The sequence below is a fragment of the Burkholderia sp. NFPP32 genome (genome assembly GCF_900119325.1).
Lineage (GTDB): Bacteria > Pseudomonadota > Gammaproteobacteria > Burkholderiales > Burkholderiaceae > Burkholderia > Burkholderia pyrrocinia_C.
Genome location: NZ_FPJP01000014.1, coordinates 128,277 through 145,208, shown reverse-complemented (window position 1 = coordinate 145,208; position 16,932 = coordinate 128,277). Strand labels below are relative to the sequence as shown.

17 protein-coding genes are annotated in these 16,932 nt (G+C 66.9%); 5 read left to right on the top strand and 12 right to left on the bottom strand.

All coding sequences use genetic code 11. The annotated features are described in order from the left end of the window. Nucleotides 1-32: 32 nt before the first annotated feature. The 8 genes from BT264_RS24525 to BT264_RS24490 all read right to left on the bottom strand — a co-directional run bounded on the left by BT264_RS24525 (nt 33) and on the right by BT264_RS24490 (nt 9,472). Complete coding sequence (locus BT264_RS24525; RefSeq protein ID WP_034184119.1) at nt 33-1,052, bottom strand: ABC transporter permease; 1,020 nt, start codon at nt 1,050-1,052, stop codon at nt 33-35. Continuing rightward, the gene (locus BT264_RS24520; RefSeq protein WP_072441498.1) at nt 1,049-2,662 is read right to left on the bottom strand and encodes a sugar ABC transporter ATP-binding protein; all 1,614 of its coding nucleotides are present in this window, start codon (nt 2,660-2,662) and stop codon (nt 1,049-1,051) included. The genes BT264_RS24525 and BT264_RS24520 overlap by 4 nt, the downstream gene beginning before the upstream one ends. A gap of 145 nt (nt 2,663-2,807) precedes the next feature. Further along, nucleotides 2,808-3,758, bottom strand: coding sequence for a sugar ABC transporter substrate-binding protein (locus BT264_RS24515; RefSeq protein WP_072441500.1), 951 nt, complete (start codon nt 3,756-3,758; stop codon nt 2,808-2,810). Nucleotides 3,759-4,376: 618 nt separating this feature from the next. Beyond that, nucleotides 4,377-5,303, bottom strand: coding sequence for a CysB family HTH-type transcriptional regulator (locus BT264_RS24510; protein ID WP_034184116.1), 927 nt, complete (start codon nt 5,301-5,303; stop codon nt 4,377-4,379). 75 nt (nt 5,304-5,378) lie between these two features. Then, complete coding sequence (locus BT264_RS24505; protein WP_072441503.1) at nt 5,379-6,437, bottom strand: sulfate/molybdate ABC transporter ATP-binding protein; 1,059 nt, start codon at nt 6,435-6,437, stop codon at nt 5,379-5,381. A 13-nt stretch (nt 6,438-6,450) separates the two neighbouring features. After that, complete coding sequence (cysW, locus tag BT264_RS24500; protein WP_072441507.1) at nt 6,451-7,401, bottom strand: sulfate ABC transporter permease subunit CysW; 951 nt, start codon at nt 7,399-7,401, stop codon at nt 6,451-6,453. Then, nucleotides 7,398-8,312 carry a sulfate ABC transporter permease subunit CysT gene (gene cysT, locus BT264_RS24495; RefSeq protein WP_072441510.1) on the bottom strand — a complete coding sequence of 305 codons (915 nt, stop codon included), beginning with the start codon at nt 8,310-8,312 and terminating at the stop codon, nt 7,398-7,400. Before cysT ends, cysW begins: the two co-directional genes overlap by 4 nt. 122 nt (nt 8,313-8,434) lie before the next feature. Continuing rightward, complete coding sequence (locus BT264_RS24490; protein ID WP_072441514.1) at nt 8,435-9,472, bottom strand: sulfate ABC transporter substrate-binding protein; 1,038 nt, start codon at nt 9,470-9,472, stop codon at nt 8,435-8,437. A 264-nt stretch (nt 9,473-9,736) separates the two neighbouring features. Between BT264_RS24490 and lexA the strand changes: the two genes are divergently transcribed. From lexA to BT264_RS24475, 3 genes are read left to right on the top strand one after another with little or no spacing between them, the layout of a single operon-like run. Then, nucleotides 9,737-10,384: a transcriptional repressor LexA gene (lexA, locus tag BT264_RS24485; protein ID WP_009689103.1), complete on the top strand. Its 648-nt coding sequence runs from the start codon at nt 9,737-9,739 to the stop codon at nt 10,382-10,384. Between the two features lie 26 nt (nt 10,385-10,410). Further along, nucleotides 10,411-10,746, top strand: coding sequence for a hypothetical protein (locus BT264_RS24480; protein WP_034184111.1), 336 nt, complete (start codon nt 10,411-10,413; stop codon nt 10,744-10,746). 29 nt (nt 10,747-10,775) lie between these two features. Then, entirely contained in the window at nt 10,776-11,489 is a 714-nt protein-coding gene (locus BT264_RS24475; protein ID WP_072441517.1) for a DUF2939 domain-containing protein, read from the top strand. Between the two features lie 87 nt (nt 11,490-11,576). Here BT264_RS24475 and BT264_RS24470 read toward each other — a convergent pair whose 3' ends face one another. After that, a complete protein-coding gene (locus tag BT264_RS24470; protein WP_034184109.1) occupies nt 11,577-12,074 on the bottom strand; it encodes a universal stress protein in 498 nt (165 codons plus the stop codon). Nucleotides 12,075-12,404: 330 nt separating this feature from the next. Here BT264_RS24470 and nodI point away from each other — a divergent pair, with 330 nt between their 5' ends. After that, the gene (gene nodI / locus BT264_RS24465) at nt 12,405-13,319 is read left to right on the top strand and encodes a nodulation factor ABC transporter ATP-binding protein NodI (protein ID WP_072441520.1); all 915 of its coding nucleotides are present in this window, start codon (nt 12,405-12,407) and stop codon (nt 13,317-13,319) included. 6 nt (nt 13,320-13,325) lie between these two features. Further along, nucleotides 13,326-14,159 (top strand): ABC transporter permease, encoded by an 834-nt coding sequence (locus BT264_RS24460; protein WP_072441522.1) that lies wholly within the window; start codon nt 13,326-13,328, stop codon nt 14,157-14,159. A 37-nt stretch (nt 14,160-14,196) separates the two neighbouring features. Here the strand turns inward: BT264_RS24460 and BT264_RS24455 are convergent, their stop codons facing one another. The 3 genes from BT264_RS24455 to mnmH form a co-directional block, all read right to left on the bottom strand. Then, complete coding sequence (locus BT264_RS24455; protein ID WP_072441525.1) at nt 14,197-14,619, bottom strand: hypothetical protein; 423 nt, start codon at nt 14,617-14,619, stop codon at nt 14,197-14,199. 101 nt (nt 14,620-14,720) lie between these two features. After that, nucleotides 14,721-15,779, bottom strand: coding sequence for a permease (locus BT264_RS24450; protein ID WP_072441528.1), 1,059 nt, complete (start codon nt 15,777-15,779; stop codon nt 14,721-14,723). Continuing rightward, a complete protein-coding gene (gene mnmH, locus BT264_RS24445; RefSeq protein WP_072441530.1) occupies nt 15,776-16,903 on the bottom strand; it encodes a tRNA 2-selenouridine(34) synthase MnmH in 1,128 nt (375 codons plus the stop codon). The genes BT264_RS24450 and mnmH overlap by 4 nt, the downstream gene beginning before the upstream one ends. Between the last annotated feature and the right edge of the window lie 29 nt (nt 16,904-16,932).

Below are 16,932 nucleotides of genomic sequence, written 5' to 3'. Positions count from 1 at the left end.
CCGTTTCTCTCTGGTCTGTTCTGTCTGTCTTTCTACCGCGCGCGTGCGCGCCGGCTGCGATACGTATCGAGCACGACCGCCACCACGATCACCGCGCCGGTGATGATCCGCTTCGTCGGCTCGTTCGCGCCGATCTGCGCCAGCCCCGCGGCCAGCACGGAGATGATCAACACGCCGAAGAACGTGCTGATCACCGAGCCGCGCCCGCCCATCAGGCTCGTGCCGCCGATCACGACAGCCGCGATCACCTGCAGTTCGAGGCCCACGCCCGCGTTCGGATCGGCCGCCTCGAGCCGCGAAATCTGGAACAGCGATGCGAGCCCCGCGAGCGCACCCATCAATGCGAATACGAGGATTTTATACGGCCGCGGGTTAACCCCGGCAAGTCGGACGGCTTCCTCGTTCGTGCCGATCCCGACGAGATAGCGTCCGAACACGGTGCGCGTGAGCACGAACTGGGCTGCGATCATCACCGCGACCGCGATCAGGAATGCCGGCGAGATGCCGAGCGCGATCGGGTTCGACAGGAAATCGAACGCGTCGCCGATATAGGCCGTGCGCGAATTCGTCAGCTGATAGGCGAGGCCGCGCGCGGCCTCCAGCACGCCGAGCGACACGATGAACGACGGGATCCGCCAGCCGACCGTGACCGCGCCCGTCAGCGCGCCCGTGACGGTTGCGACCGCGATCCCGATCAGCGCGGCCGGCAGCGGCCCCCACTGCCATTTCAGCGCGGCGACGCTGACCATCGACGCGGCGAGCGCAAGCACCGAACCGACCGACAGGTCGATCCCGGCGATGATCAGCACGAAGGTCATCCCGACCGACATCACGACGAGATCGGGAATCTGGTTCGCGATCGTGCTGAACGTGTCGTAGGTCAGGAAATGCGAACTCAGCGCCGAAAACAGCGCGATCATCGCGGCCAGCGCGCCGGCGAGCCCGAGATAGTTCGACAGGCCGAGCCGCGTGCCGGACAGCGTGCGCGCGCGGCGCCCCGTCACGTCCTGCTGCGCGCCTGCATCGGTCGGGGATACGGGAGGCTGGGTCATTGCGGTCGTCCTGTCGTCGAAGTGCCGGGAGCGGCGCCCTGCGCCGGCCCCGCGTCCGGATGCTGCGCGCCGCCCGGCGGCGTCTCGCGGCCGAAGCCGGCGAACGCCGCGGCCAGCAGCGCATCCTGGGTCCAGTTGCCGCGCTCGAACACGGCGGTCATGCGCCCGGCCGACATCACGCCGATCCGGTCGCAGATCAGCATCAGCTCGCGCAGGTCGCTCGACACGACGACGAGCGCGCGGCCTTCGCGCGCGAGCGCGCCCATCAAAGTGTAGATCTCGAATTTGGCGCCGACGTCGATCCCGCGCGTCGGCTCGTCGAACAGCAGCACGCCCATGTCGCGCGCGAGCCAGCGGCCGATCACGACCTTCTGCTGGTTGCCTCCCGACAGCTCGCCGACCGCCTGCGCCGCACCGTGCGTGCGAATCCGCAGCGCGTCGATCTGCCGCTCGGCGAGCGCCGTTTCGCGCGCGGTGTCGACGATGCCGCCGCGCGCGAGCCGGTCGAGCTGGCCGAGCGACACGTTCGCGGTGACCGACTGCGACAGCAGCAGCCCTTCACCCTTGCGATCCTCCGTAATCAGTGCAATGCCATGCTTCACCGCATCGACCGGCGAACCGATCCGCGCCGGTTTCAGCGGCTGGCCGACCGCGATCATCCCGGCATCGGGCGTATCGGCGCCGTAGATCAGCCGCAGCAATTCAGTGCGCCCCGCGCCGATCAGCCCCGAAATGCCGAAGATCTCGCCCGCGCGCACCTCGAGCGACACGTCCCGCACGGCCGACCCACGTGTGAGGCCCGACACGACAAGCCGCGGCGCGCCGATATGGCGTTCGCCGAGATCGATGTGCTCGCCGACCTCGCGCCCGACCATCAGCGTGACGAGCCGGTCGGACGTCGTCGCCGCCATGTCGCCCGCATGCACGAGCCGGCCGTCGCGCAGCACCGCGACGCGCTCGGCGACGCGCGCGAGTTCCTCGAGCCGGTGCGAGATGTAGACGATCGCGACACCGCGCGCCTTCAGCCGGTCGATCTGCTCGAACAGCAGCGCGACTTCGCGTGCGGTCAGCATTGCGGTCGGTTCGTCGAGTATCAGCACGCGGCAGTCGCCGATCAGGTTGCGCGCGATTTCGACCATCTGTTGATGGCCGATGCCGAGCGCGCCGACGGGCGTATCGGGATCGACCGTGTCGAGCCCGACCTGCGCCATCGCAGCGCGCGCGTCGTCGCGCAGCCGCGCGCGGTCGATGATCCCGAAGCGCCGCGGCAGGCGGTTCAGGAACAGGTTTTCGGCGACCGTCAGCGTCGGCAGCAGGTTCAGCTCCTGCATCACCATGCGCACGCCGAGCGCCTCGGCCTGCGTGCGGCTCGCGGGCGCATACGCTTGGCCGCCGAGCTGCATCGTGCCGGCGGTCGGTTCGACGAGCCCGCCGATGATCTTGGACAGCGTGCTCTTGCCGGCGCCGTTCTCGCCCGTCAACGCGAGCGCCTGGCCCGCCGCGAGCGTCAGCGTGACGTCGGCGAGCACGGGTTCGGTATAGGTCTTGCCGATGCCGGATACGGACAGCACCGGGGCGGCTGAACGGGAGGGTTGGAAGGTCGGTTCCATCGCGATCCTGGTTGCGGCCGCGCGCACGCGGCGCGCGGGTGTGACGCTCACTAGTGCATGTGCATGCAGTGGCCGTGATCGCGCTCACACCGGATAACGGCCGCCGCGCCCGATTCTTGAGGGCGGCGGCCGCACCGGCGCGGCGTCACTTCGTCACGAGATCCACCGGCGTCTCGACCACGCCGGACATGTCGGCCTGCTTGCGATGCTCGGCGATCGCCTTGAGCGCCGTGTCGATGCCGAACACGGCCTGCTTCGCCGCGTACTGATCGGCGGTCGCGAGCACGCGGCCGTCCTTCAGCATCGGCTTGATCGCGTTGATGTTGTCGTAGCCGACCACGGCCACCTTGCCCTGCTTGCCGGCTGCGCGCACGGCCGACACGGCGCCGATCGCCATGTTGTCGTTGCCGCACAGCAGCGCCTTCAGGTTCGGGTATTCGTTGAGCATCGCGGCAGCCACCGCATTGCCCTTGTCGATCTCCCATTCGCCGGACTGCACCGATACGACCTTCATCCCGCCCGCCTTCATCGCGTCCTCGAAGCCGGCCGTGCGCTGCTGCGCATTGGTCGTCGTCGACACGCCTTCGAGGATGCCGACCTGATCGCCCGCCTTCAGCTTCTTCGCGAGGTAGTCGCCGATCTTGCGCGCGCCCTTGCGGTTGTCGGGGCCGACGAACGGCACGTTCAGGTTCTTCGACTTCAGCACGTCGGGATCGAGCCGGTTATCGATGTTCACGACGATGACACCCGCGTCGACGGCCTTCTTCACGACCGGCACGAGCGCCTTCGAATCGGCCGGCGCGAGCACGATCGCGTCGACCTTCGACACGATCATCTGCTCGACGATGCGGATCTGGTTCGCGGTGTCGGTCTCGTCCTTGATGCCATTGGTGATCAGGTCGAACTGATTCGCGTTGTGTTTCTGGTATTCCTTCGCGCCGGTTTCCATGGTCAGGAAGAACTCGTTGGCGAGCGACTTCATCACGAGCGCGACCTTCGGCTTGGCCGCAGATTGCGCGTGGACGGCCGGTGCGGCGGCGACCGCGACGGCGGCGAGCGCGACGGTCAGGAAGCGACGGCGAAAGCGGACATTCATACACATCTCCTGGCGACTGGCCCGAAGGGCCGGACTGTTGTTTTAATGTAAGCAAACGTTTGCGCCACACTACCCGGGCAATGGCCATCGATGCTGCTGTCGGTACCACGGAATGGAAGCGAGGCAGACGGCCGACTGCCTGGCGCGTGCTGTTGTTTACGCGCCGCCGCCGGCTGGAAGCCGGCGGAGTGAAAGCTATGCTGTACCGATTCGCTTCGGCGCGCAACCTGTCTGATCAATATTTAAGGGTTTTTTCGGAGTGCGCGATCGTGCGTCGCGACGCGCAAAAACCACACTTGCGCAGGCCGCCGCGCGTCACGCAGGGTCCTGCGGCACCGGCTCGTCTTCATCGGCCGACGGCGGCTCGCCGAAGCGGTTCACATGCGGCGTCCGGCAACGAAACCGTTCATCACGAACAACGCGATCGCGCCGACGCTCGGCACGAAGTGCAGCAGCATCCACCACCCGACTTGTCGATGCCGTGCAGCCGCTTCACGGCGACGGCAAGCGACGACCACACGGCTACGGCACATCCGCCGCTGCGCTGCGCATCGCCTCCGGCGAGCGCATGCCGCGCCGCCCGGCGCAACCGCCCGAACGGCGCGCGAAGCGCTGTCGTCAGACGGCTTCGCGCAACATCCCCGCGATTTCCGCTTCGTTCAGGTGCGGCGCGAACATCTCGATCAGCCGGTACGCATACGCGCGCAGGAACGCGCCCTTGCGCAGCCCGACCCGCGTCGTGCTCGCCTCGAACAGGTGCTGCGTATCGAGCGCGACGAGGCCCGTGTCGCGCTGCGGATCGTAAGCCATCGCCGCGACGACGCCGATCCCCATCCCGAGCTCGACATAGGTCTTGATCACGTCCGCGTCGATCGCGGTCAGCACGACGTCGGGCACGGCGCCCGCCTGCGCGAACGCCTGGTCGATGTGCGAGCGGCCCGTGAAATCCTGGTCGTACGTGATGATCGGATACTCGGCGATTTCGTCGAGCGTCAGGTTCTCGCGGCCGACGAGCGGATGGCCCTTCGGCACGACGACCGTGTGGTGCCACGAATAGCACGGGAACGTGACGATGTCCGGATAGCGGTCGAGCGCCTCGGTCGAGATGCCGAGATCGGCCTCGCCGTTCAGGATCATCTGCGCGATCTGCTGCGGGCTGCCCTGACGCAGCGCGAGATGCACCTTCGGAAACACGTCGGTGAACTGCCGGATCACCTTCGGCAGCGCGTAGCGCGCCTGCGTGTGCGTGGTCGCGACGACGAGGTGGCCGCTGTCCTGGTCCGCGAACTGGCGTGCGACGCGGCGCAGGTTCTCGGCGTCGAGCAGCATCCGCTCGATCAACTGGTGCACGGCCTTGCCCGGCTCCGTGAGGCCCGTCAGCCGCTTGCCGCGCCGAATGAAGATGTCGACGCCCAGCTCATCCTCGAGATCCTTGATCTGTTTCGACACGCCCGACTGCGACGTGTACAGCACGTTCGCGACTTCCGTCAGGTTCATGTTCTGGCGCACCGCTTCGCGCACGAACCGCAATTGCTGAAAATTCATGGGTATGCCTCTTAGGCTGTCGTTGTTTGATGGTCGAATCGGAGCGAATTCCGCCCCCTGCCCTGCATGCTCGCTTCAACGCGCGGGAAACACGCGCACCGCGCGCGGCACGGCCGTCGCGCCGTCGCCGACCTGCAGCGAGAGCGCACGCCATGCATCGCGATCGAGTTCCGCCTCGAGTGCGCCGCCCGAGCGCGCCTCGAGCTCGACGCGCACCGAGCCGCCCAGCGGGATCACGCGGCGCACGTCCACGGCGATGCCGTCCCGGTGCCCTTCTCCTGCCGGCCAAAGCTGCAGGTCGTGCGGCCGCACGTATGCGTTCGCGGGGCCCGCGAAGTCGGCGTCCACCTCGATCGGTGCAGCGGCGCCCTCGGCGACGAAGCCGCGCCCGGCGACCGTGCCCGGCAGCCGGTTCGCCGCGCCGAGGAACTCGTACACGAACGCGCTCCGCGGATGATCGTAGACGTCCTGCGGGCTGCCGACCTGCTCGACGTGGCCGCGGTTCAGCACGACGATTCGATCGGCCACCTCCAGCGCCTCCTCCTGGTCGTGCGTGACGAAGATCGTCGAGATGTGCAGGTCGTCGTGCAGACGGCGCAGCCAGCCGCGCAGCTCCTTGCGGACCTTCGCGTCGAGCGCGCCGAACGGTTCGTCGAGCAGCAGCACCTTCGGCTCTACCGCGAGCGCACGGGCCAGCGCGATGCGCTGGCGCTGGCCGCCCGACAGCTCGGACGGATAGCGCTGCGCGAGCCAGTCGAGCTGCACGAGCTTCAGCAGCTCGTGCACCTTGTCGCGAATCGCGGCTTCCGACGGCCGCTCGCGGCGCGGCTTCACGCGCAGCCCGAACGCGACGTTCTCGAACACCGTCATGTGGCGGAACAGCGCGTAATGCTGGAACACGAAACCGACCTGGCGGTCGCGCGCGCCGACCGACGCGACGTCGAGCCCCTGCAGCACGACCTGGCCGGCGTCCGCGTGCTCGAGGCCCGCGATCACGCGCAGCAGCGTGGTCTTGCCGCAGCCGGACGGCCCGAGCAGCGCGACCAGCTCGCCGGGCGGGAAGTCGAGCGACACGTTGTCGAGCGCCGTGAAATCGCCGAAGCGCTTCTGAAGGTTACGGACGGTGATACCCATTCTGGTTGCCTCTTTACGATTTCGACGAAACGGCGGCGACAGGGCCGGCATGTACGGGAACGGCGTCGCGCGCGCCGGCCAGTTCGGCGGCGAGATGACGCTCGGCGAGCAGCTTCAGCGCGAGCGTGACGAGCGCGAGCAGCGCCAGCACCGACGCCACCGCGAACGCCGCCGCGAAGTTGTATTCGTTGTACAGGATCTCGACGTGCAGCGGCATCGTGTCGGTCACGCCGCGGATGTGGCCCGACACGACCGATACCGCACCGAATTCGCCCATCGCGCGCGCGTTGCACAGGATCACGCCGTACAGCAGGCCCCACCTCACGTTCGGCAGCGTCACGCGGCGGAAGATCTGCCAGCCCGACGCGCCGAGCACGCGCGCGGCTTCTTCCTCGTCGGTGCCCTGCGCCTGCATCAGCGGAATCAGCTCGCGCGCGACGAACGGGAACGTGACGAAGATCGTCGCGAGCACGATGCCCGGCACCGCGAAGATGATCTGCACGTCGTGATCCTGCAGCCACGGCCCGAGCCAGCCCTGCGCGCCGAACAGCAGCACGTACACGAGGCCCGAGATCACCGGCGACACGGAGAACGGCAGGTCGATCAGCGTCGTCAGCAGCGCCTTGCCGCGGAATTCGAACTTCGCGATCGCCCACGATGCGCACACGCCGAATACGAGATTCAGCGGCACGGCGATCGCGGCGACGATCAGCGTGAGCTTGATTGCCGCCCATGCGTCGGGATCGGCCAGCGATTCGAGATAGAAGCCGACGCCCTTTCTCAGCGCCTCGACGAACACCGCGGCGAGCGGCACGACGAGGAAGAACGCGAGGAACGCCAGCGCGATGCCCGTGAGCAGCCAGCGCACGACGCGCGACTCGCTGACGGGGTCGAGCCGGTTTGCGGCGCGCCCTTGCGCGGCCGACGACGGGGTTTTCAGCACGACGGTGGCGTCCTGGCTCATTGCTGGCCTCCTGCTGCGGTTGCGGTTACGGTGACGGTCGCGGGCGCGGGGCCGCTTGCGCCCTTGCCGGACGAGCCGCGGCTCGTCCGGCGCTGCAAATACCATTGCAGCGTGTTGATCAGCAGCAGCATCAGGAACGACACGACCAGCATCACGACCGCGAGCGCGGTCGCGCCCGCGTAGTCGTATTGCTCGAGCTTCGTGATGATGAGCAGCGACGTGATCTCGGATTTCATCGGCACGTTGCCGGCGATGAAGATCACCGACCCGTATTCGCCGAGCGCGCGCGCGAACGCCAGCGCGAAACCGGTCAGCAGCGCCGGCAGCACGGCCGGCAGCACGACGCGGCGGAACGTCAGCCAGCGCGATGCGCCGAGGCATGCGGCGGCCTCTTCCTGCTCGCGCTCGAAATCCTCGAGCACCGGCTGCACGGTGCGCACGACGAACGGCAGCCCGATGAAGGTCAGCGCGACCAGCACGCCGGCCGGCGTGAACGCGATCTTGACGCCGAGCGGCGCGAGATACTGGCCGACCCAGCCGTTGGTCGCGTAAACGGCCGCAAGCGAGATGCCGGCGACCGACGTCGGCAGCGCGAACGGCAGGTCGACGATCGCATCGACGAGGCGCTTGAACGGGAACGTGTAGCGCACGAGCACCCACGCGACGAGGAAGCCGAACACGGCGTTGATCAGCGCGCCGCCGAGCGCGGCCGAGAACGTCAGCCGGTACGACGCGAGCACGCGCGGCGACGTGACGGCGGTGACGAACTGGTCCCACGACAGCGTCGCGGTCTTCATGAACGTGGCGGCGAGCGGAATCAGCACCACGAGGCTCAAATAGGCCACCGTGATGCCGAGCGTCACGCCGAAACCGGGCAGCGCGCTCGGCTTGCGAAAGGTGTACGTCGTCATCGGATGCTCTTGCTGGGTCGATGCTGCTCATGGGCCCGACGCAAACGCCGGCGCGATGAATTGCGCCGGCGGCCCGTCGGGGATGCGGCGCGCTGTCGTGGCGCGCAGCTGTCGTTATGGCGTTACTGCGGCTTGTAGATCGAGTCGAACACGCCGCCGTCCGCGAAATGCGTCTTCTGCGCATTCGTCCAGCCGCCGAACGTGTCGTCGACCGTGTACAGCTTCAGCTTCGGGAACTGCTTCGTCAGTTCCGCCGGCACGCTCTTCGAACGCGGCCGGTAGTAGTTGCGCGCCGCGATCTCCTGGCCCTGCGGGCTGTACAGGAAGTTCAGGTACGCGTCGGCCAGCTTGCGTGTGCCCTTCTTGTCGACCACCTTGTCGACCACCGCGACGGGCGGCTCGGCCAGGATGCTCACCGACGGCACGACGATCTCGAACTTGTCGGTACCGAATTCCTTGACCGACAGGAATGCCTCGTTTTCCCATGCGATCAGCACGTCGCCGATCCCGCGCTGCACGAAGCTCGTGGTCGCGCCGCGCGCACCCGAATCGAGCACGCCCGCGTTCTTGTAGAGCTTCGTGACGAACTCCTTCGCCGTCTGCTCGTTGCCGCCCGGCTTGTGCACCGCATACGCCCACGCGGCCAGGTAGTTCCAGCGCGCACCGCCCGACGTCTTCGGGTTCGGCGTGACGATCGAGATGCCCGGCTTGGTCAGGTCGTCCCAGTCCTTGATCCCCTTCGGATTGCCCTTGCGCACGAGGAACACGATCGTCGACGTGTACGGCGACGCGTTGTCGGGCAGGCGTTTCTGCCAGTCCTTGTTGACGAGCCCCTTGTTCGCGAGCGCGTCGATGTCGTACGCGAGCGCCAGCGTGACGACGTCGGCCTGCAGGCCGTCGAGCACCGAGCGCGCCTGTGCGCCCGAGCCGCCGTGCGACTGCTTGAAGTTGACCGTCTCGCCCGTCTTCGCCTTCCACTCCTTGCCGAACGCCTGGTTGAAGTCCTGATACAGCTCGCGCGTCGGGTCGTACGACACGTTCAGGAAGGTCGTATCGGCCTGGGCGTGTGTCGCGACGCTCAGCGCCGCCGCCGCGCCCAGCGCGAGTGTTGCGATCAGGCGGCCCACTCCGCCCGCCAGCCCCGTATTGCGCTTCGCCATCCTTGGTTCTCCAGTGTTGTCGGTATTGCGATGTCGGGCCAGTCTAGCGAACGGCTTACATGATTAAAAATAATCGTTCCTCATTTTTTAATACTCAAAAGTGCTAACGCATACGGGATGGACGGTTGCGGCAGATGAACCGGCGTCCGGACGTCGCGAAATCGCGCCGGAACCGGCGCGATCGCGTCGAACCTCAAGTAACGCTTGAAATTCCCGAAGTACTGTATAAAAATACAGCTCACTGTCTATCCATACAGTTGAGCCATGACCAAACTCACCGCCCGTCAGCAGCAAGTGTTCGACTTGATCCGTCGCGCGATCGAGCGCTCCGGATTCCCGCCCACCCGTGCCGAGATCGCGGCCGAACTGGGCTTCAGCTCGCCGAATGCAGCCGAGGAGCACCTGCGCGCATTGGCGCGCAAGGGAGTGATCGAGCTGGCCGCCGGCGCATCGCGCGGCATCCGCCTGCTCGGCATCGACGACGCCCCGCACCAGTTCACGCTGCCGCACGCCGGCCTGATGCAACTGTCGCTGCCGCTCGTCGGCCGCGTCGCGGCCGGTAGCCCGATCCTCGCGCAGGAGCACATCTCGCAGCATTACGCGTGCGATCCCGCACTGTTCTCCAGCAAGCCCGACTACCTGCTGAAGGTACGCGGCCTGTCGATGCGCGACGCCGGCATTCTTGACGGCGACCTCCTCGCCGTGCAGAAGCGCACGGAAGCGAAGGACGGCCAGATCATCGTCGCGCGTCTCGGCGACGACGTCACGGTCAAGCGCCTGATGCGCCGGCCGGGCGGTCTCGAGCTGATCGCGGAGAACCCGGATTACGAAAACATCTTCGTCAAGGCCGGCAGCGCGGAATTCGCGCTGGAAGGCATCGCCGTCGGGCTGATCCGATCAGGCGAACTCTGACATTCCGTCTCGCTGAGGAGAACATCATGGAACGCCTTGCCCGTCTGCTGCCTTTCCGTCAATTCGGTCGCCTGCGTCATCTGCGCGGCCGCACGCCTTGCGCACCGCTGTCCGCGGCAGCGCCTGTGAAAGAAGAAGTCGCAGTCGAACGGCAGGCGTCCCTGCTGCCGTCGGCGCTCCCCGCTTTCGCGCGGGTATCGCTGAATGCCGGCCTGAATCATGCGGAACCCGCGCGCCGCGCGCCGGTGCGCGTCTATCACGGCCGGTCGCGCCTGATCATGGTCGGCACGATCGATGCCGTGTGCCGGATGATCGATCGCTGCATCGCGGAGGAACGATCGGCCGCGCAAGGCGGTCTCTGATTGCGGAACATTCCCGCACCGGAGGCAACGTGACTGGATCTTCGGGCCGCACATGGCGGCTCAAGCCCCTGCTGATCGTCGTACTGGCCGTCGCCGTCATTGCAGCGATCGGTTATGCATACGCATCGCCATACGTCGCGCTCGGTCGCCTGAAATCGGCGATCGATTCGCGCGATGCGCAGGCCATCAGTGAATATGTCGATTTTCCGTCGCTGCGCATCAGCCTGAAGCAGCAGGTCACGGAAGAGTTGATGCGCCGGATCGACGCGGTGAAGAAGGAGAATCCGTTCGCGGTGATCGGTGCGCTGATCGGGTCCGCACTGATCGGCCCGCTGGTCGATGCGTACGCGACCCCGGAGGGCGTGGCCGCGCTGATGAGCGGATTGCCGCCGCGCGGCAATCCGGGCGAGCGTCCGCCCGAATGGTCGAATCTGCCGCAAGGCAATGCACCGGGCAGCGCACCGGCCGCACCGCCAGCCAATCCGGCTCCGGCGAGCGCAGCCGTTCCGGTCAGCAACGCAGCCGCGGCAGCATCATCGCCGGCACCGGCATCTGCCGCACCGGCCAACGCGAACGATGCAACGCACACGCCGCATCAGCAGCAAACCAGTGCCGGCTACCGGAATGTCGATGAATTCGTCGTGACCTACCAGCGCAGCGCCGATGGCACGCGCTATGCGGCAGTATTCCACCGCTTCGGGCTGTTTTCGTGGAAGTTGTCCGCGATCGACCTGCATGCGTAGCCGGTCGCGCGCGACGCCCGCGCCGCGGATGCAGTGCGGCGCCTGACCGGTGCGAATCGCCGGTCAGGCAATCATTGCGTCATTGGATCATTTGCCGCTCGCCGTGGCCGCTTCACGCTCGCGCGCGATTTCGGCCTTCTGCTCCTCCGCCGACGAACACGCAACCAGAATGCTGCAGTTCACGCGATCGAGCAGTTGCGTATTGCCCGACCCCATCCACCATCTCGATAGCCCGCTGCGGCACCGGTGGCCGACGACGACGAGGTCTACCTTCAGCTCCGACGCGAGATTCGCGATTTCGTCGATCGGATAGCCGAACGCGAAATGGCCTTCGGCCTGCACGCCGCGCTCGCGCAGCCAGTTCACGCCTTCCTGCAGGATTTCGCGCGCGGTTTCCTCGAAGCGGCCGCACGCGACGTCGGTCAGCAAACCCGCGCTTTGCGCAATGCTCGAACGCATGTCGACGACCGACAGCAAGTGCGTTTCGGCCTTCAGGTCCATTGCGAGATTGGCGCCGCAACGCAATGCCTTGCGCCCTTCGAGCGAGCCGTCGTAACACAGCAAAATCTTGTTGTAGCTAGCCATGAAACCTCCCTATCGCGACAACGAGCCTACGCATTCATCATGGTGCGCCGCAATTCAGGACGCAAGGGATGGAAAACGCTGATTCGCCCCGCTCGGCGCGTGCGCGATGATGCGGTGCACGATCGGTGCACACCTGCATCGCACCGTGCAGGCCTGCCCTGAAGAGACGCAGCCGATGCACTAGAATGGCTCGTTCGTATTCCAGCAGGCCATAACGTGCCGGCGTCGCGCGCTTCGGTCATGCCCCTGTGACCCGCATTCGTCCGATCCGTTCGCCAACCGGCCACGCATCGGGCGGCGGAACCACCCGCTTACAACGACAACATGCCCATGTCCGTCGCACCGATCGATCTCCGCAACGTCGAAAAGCGCTATGGCGACAAACTCGTCGTCAACGGCCTGTCCTTCAACGTACAGGCCGGCGAATGCTACGGCCTGCTCGGGCCGAACGGCGCCGGCAAGACCACTACGCTGAAGATGTTGCTCGGCCTCGCGTATCCCGATGCGGGCACCATTTCGCTGTGCGGCGAACCTGTTCCATCGCGAGCGCGGCATGCGCGCCAGCGTGTCGGCGTCGTCCCGCAGTTCGACAATCTCGACCCCGACTTCACCGTGCGCGAAAACCTGCTCGTGTTCAGCCGCTATTTCGGGATGTCGGCTCACGCTGCGCGCGCGCTCGTGCAGCCGCTGCTCGAATTCGCGAAGCTCGAGAACAAGGCCGACGCGAAGGTCGGCGAGCTGTCGGGCGGCATGAAGCGCCGCCTCACGCTCGCCCGCGCGCTCGTCAACGATCCCGACGTGCTGGTGCTCGACGAGCCGACGACGGGCCTCGATCCGCAGGCGCGGCACCTGATGTGGGAGCGGCTGCGCTCGCTGCTCGCGCGCGGCAAGACGATCCTGATCACCACGCATTTCATGGAAGAAGCCGAACGCCTGTGCGACCGCCTGTGCGTGATCGAGGAAGGCCGCAAGATTGCCGAAGGCGCGCCGCATGCGCTGATCGAATCGGAAATCGGCTGCGACGTGATCGAAATCTACGGGCCCGACCCGGCCGCGCTGCGCGACGAGTTGTCGGCGTTCGCGAAGCGCACCGAGATCAGCGGCGAAACGCTGTTCTGCTACGTGAACGACCCGGAGCCGCTCAGCGCGCGACTCAAGGGTCGCTCTGGGTTGCGCTATCTGCATCGCCCGGCCAATCTGGAGGATGTATTCCTGCGGCTCACGGGCCGCGAAATGCAGGACTGATCGACCATGGACGTCCGCAACTATTCCGCCACCGCACCTTCGGCACCGCCGCGCGAATCACGCTTCGCGATCGCGATGCCGGCGAACGCAACCAACTGGGTCGCCGTATGGCGGCGCAACTATCTCGTCTGGCGCAAGCTCGCGCTCGCGTCGATGTTCGGCAATCTTGCCGATCCGATGATCTATCTGTTCGGGCTCGGTTTCGGGCTCGGCCTGATGCTCGGCCATGTCGATGGTGTGTCGTATATCGCGTTCCTCGCAGCCGGCACGGCCGGGTCGAGCGTGATGATGTCCGCGAGCTTCGAATCGATGTATTCGGGCTTCTCGCGGATGCACGTGCAGCGCACCTGGGAAGCGATCATGCATACGCCGCTCGCGCTCGGCGACATCGTGCTCGGCGAGATCGTCTGGGGAGCCAGCAAGGCCATGCTGTCGGGGGCCGCGATCATGCTCGTCGCGGGTGCGCTCGGCTATGCGCAGTTTCCGTCGATGCTCGCGGCGCTGCCCGTGATCGCGCTCGCGGGCCTCGCGTTTGCCAGCGTCGCGATGATCGTCACGGCGCTCGCGCCGTCCTACGATTTCTTCATGTTCTATCAGACGCTCGTGCTGACGCCGATGCTGCTGCTGTCGGGCGTGTTTTTCCCGATCACGCAGTTGCCGTCGGTCGCGCAGCACGCCGCGCATGCGCTGCCGCTCGCGAACGCGGTCGAGCTGATCCGGCCCGCGATGCTTGGCCGGCCCGCGACGGACGTCGCGTTGCATGTTGCGGTGCTCGCCGGCTATGCGGTCGGCGGATTCCTGCTGTCCGCGTGGCTGTTCCGGCGGCGGATGATGCGCTGACGGCCGGCGCGCGCAGCGCCGGCTTCATGCGGCGACGTTACTCGTCGTCGTCGCTCCACGGAATCTCGACGTCGGTCAGGAACGCGACGGTCGCGAGCGGGCCGCCTTCCTGGCGGCCGAGCTTGCCGTCCGCGCGATGCCATTCGACGCGGAACTGCGTGCCCGGATCGTCGGCGACCAGGTAGACCGAGCGCAGTTCTTCCTTGTCGGCTTCGTCCACCGGGCCGTCGAACGACACCAGCATCTTCTGCGGCCACACCCCGTTGACGGGATCGTAAATGCGGTCGCCCTGCGGAATGTCGATGCTGGCGTCGACGCCGATCGTTGCGGAGGCCTCGATGATCATCGTGCCGAGTGCGTTCAGCACGGCAGTTGCCCGCGCGGAATTGGCCTGGCGGATCGCGAGATCGCCGCGCGTCAGCGCCTTTTCGAGTCGAGGATGAATCTTCGGTTGGGTCATGCGTTTTCCTGTTTGCTTCTTGTAAAGGGCGCCGCACGCGTGAAGCCGCGGCGCCGGATGAATACGACGATCGCGCCCGCCCGGCGCGCCGCTCGCGCGCGTCAGAACCCGAACGCGACTGCGAGCAGGCCGCTCACGATCCCGAACACGACGACGAGGGTCGCGACGATCGCCAGCATGTAGGGCTTGAACGAACGCGAGAGCATTGCGAGCGACGGCACGCTGATCGGCGGCAGCGTCAGCAGCAGCGCGGCGGCCGGGCCAACGCCCATGCCGAGCGACAGCATCGCCTGAATGATCGGCACCTCGCCCGCCGTCGGGATCACGAACAGCATGCCCGCGACCGCGAACGCGACGATCCAGCCGAGATGATTGCCGATGTCCGGGCCGATGTGCGGGAACAGCCATGCGCGCGCGGCGCCGAGCAGCAGCACGAGCACGATGTATTCGGGCACGAGTCGCACGGCCATGCGGGCAAGCAGCTTCACCCAGCGGGCGAACGGATTGCCGGCCGCGGCCTGTTCGGCCGCCAGCGCGGCGAGCTGCGCATCGTCGATGCTGCGGTCTTCAGGGCGAGCAATGCGGTTCAGCAGATAACCGATCCCGAACACCATTGCAATGCCGAGCACGAGGCGCAGCGCGCTCCAGTGCCAGCCGAGCACGAAGCCCATGAAGACCAGCGCCGCCGGATTCAGCACCGTGTTGCCGAGCCAGAACGCGACCGCGCCGCCCGGCGACGCATGGCGCGCACGCAGCCCCGCGACGACCGGCGCCGCGCAGCACGTGCACATCATCCCGGGCAGCGACAGCAGGCCGCCCGCGGCGACGCTGCCGAAGCCCGTGCGGCCGAGCACGCGCGCGACCCAGTGTGCGGGCAGCAGCGCCTGCACGGCCGAACCGAGCAACAGGCCCAGTACCATCGCCTGCCAGATCGCCTTGCCGTACGCCCACGCGTAATCGAGCGCAGCCTTCAGCGACGGCTCGGGTGCGGCCGCCGACGTGCCCATCAGGATCGACTGGCCGATCGAATGGTGTTCGGCGGCAACGAACGCCTTGTTGTAGTACGGGAACCATTTCACATAGAACAGTCCCGCGACCGCGATCAGCAGGAAGGTCATCCAGCCGAGGGCCGGATTGGGTTGGGTGCGTGTGGTCGTCATCGTGTAGTCGTCGATTGGTCTTTATCGGTTTCGGATTTCGCGCCTGCCGCAAGCGCGGCCGACGCGGGCAGCCCGGCCTGCGCGAGTTGGGCCAGCAGCGCGCTGGCCTGATCGCGCACGTCGGCCGCGTTGGGCCGGAAAACGAACGTCAGCGCCCGGTTCGGCTTGCCGTACGTCGCGCGGTAGGTGCGCGCATAAGCGGGATCGTAATGCTTGTCGATCAGCAAGGTGAACAGTTCGGCCCGCGCGTTCGCATCGATCAGCGCGTTCCAGTGCGCAACCTCTTCGCGGCTGTGCAGGCCGATCAGCCGACGGAGCTGCGCCTTGAACGCGGCCGGTTCGTCGAACAGGTGGCCGTAATCGTCGAGCAGGAACGCGATGCGCTCGTCGTGCGCCGCTTCGACCTGCACCCACGGCCCCGCGTGAAACGCGTCGATCAGCGCGATCGGCAACTGCACGAGCCCGATCTTGCGGCTTTCCGATTCGACGAACACCGGCCATTCGGGGTCGAAACGTCCGAGCGTTTCAACGAGCCCCGAATCGAACCCCTTCTGCGCCGGCTGAGGCGTGCCCGGCAGTGCGCCGAGCAGCGAGCCGCGATGGCACGCGAGCGCCTCGAGATCGAGCGTCTGCGCGCCCGCGTCGCGCAGCGCGTTCAGCAGGCGCGTCTTGCCGCAGCCGGTGTGGCCGACGAGTGCGATATAACGAAAGCGCGTCGGCAGCGTGTCGAGCGTCGCGCATACCGAGCGGCGGTACGCCTTGTACCCGCCGTCGAGCTGGCGCGCCTGCCAGCCGATCAGGTTGAACCAGGCCGTCATCGAGCCGGAGCGCTTGCCGCCGCGCCAGCAATAGATCAGCGGCCGCCAGTTGCGCGGACGGTCGGCGAACGTCGTGTCGAGATGGCGTGCGATGTTGCGCGCGACCATCGCCGCGCCGACGCGGGTCGCCTCGTACGGCGACACCTGGCGGTACATCGTGCCGACGAGCACGCGCTCTTCGTTGCTGAGCACGGGCGCGTTCAGCGCGCCGGGAATGTGGTCCTCGGCGAACTCGAGCGGCGTGCGCACGTCGATGATCTCGTCGAACTCGCCGGCGCGATCGAGGGTGACAATCAGGTTCTTCAATTTGGCGTCGAACAGGGGCGATGCGGCTC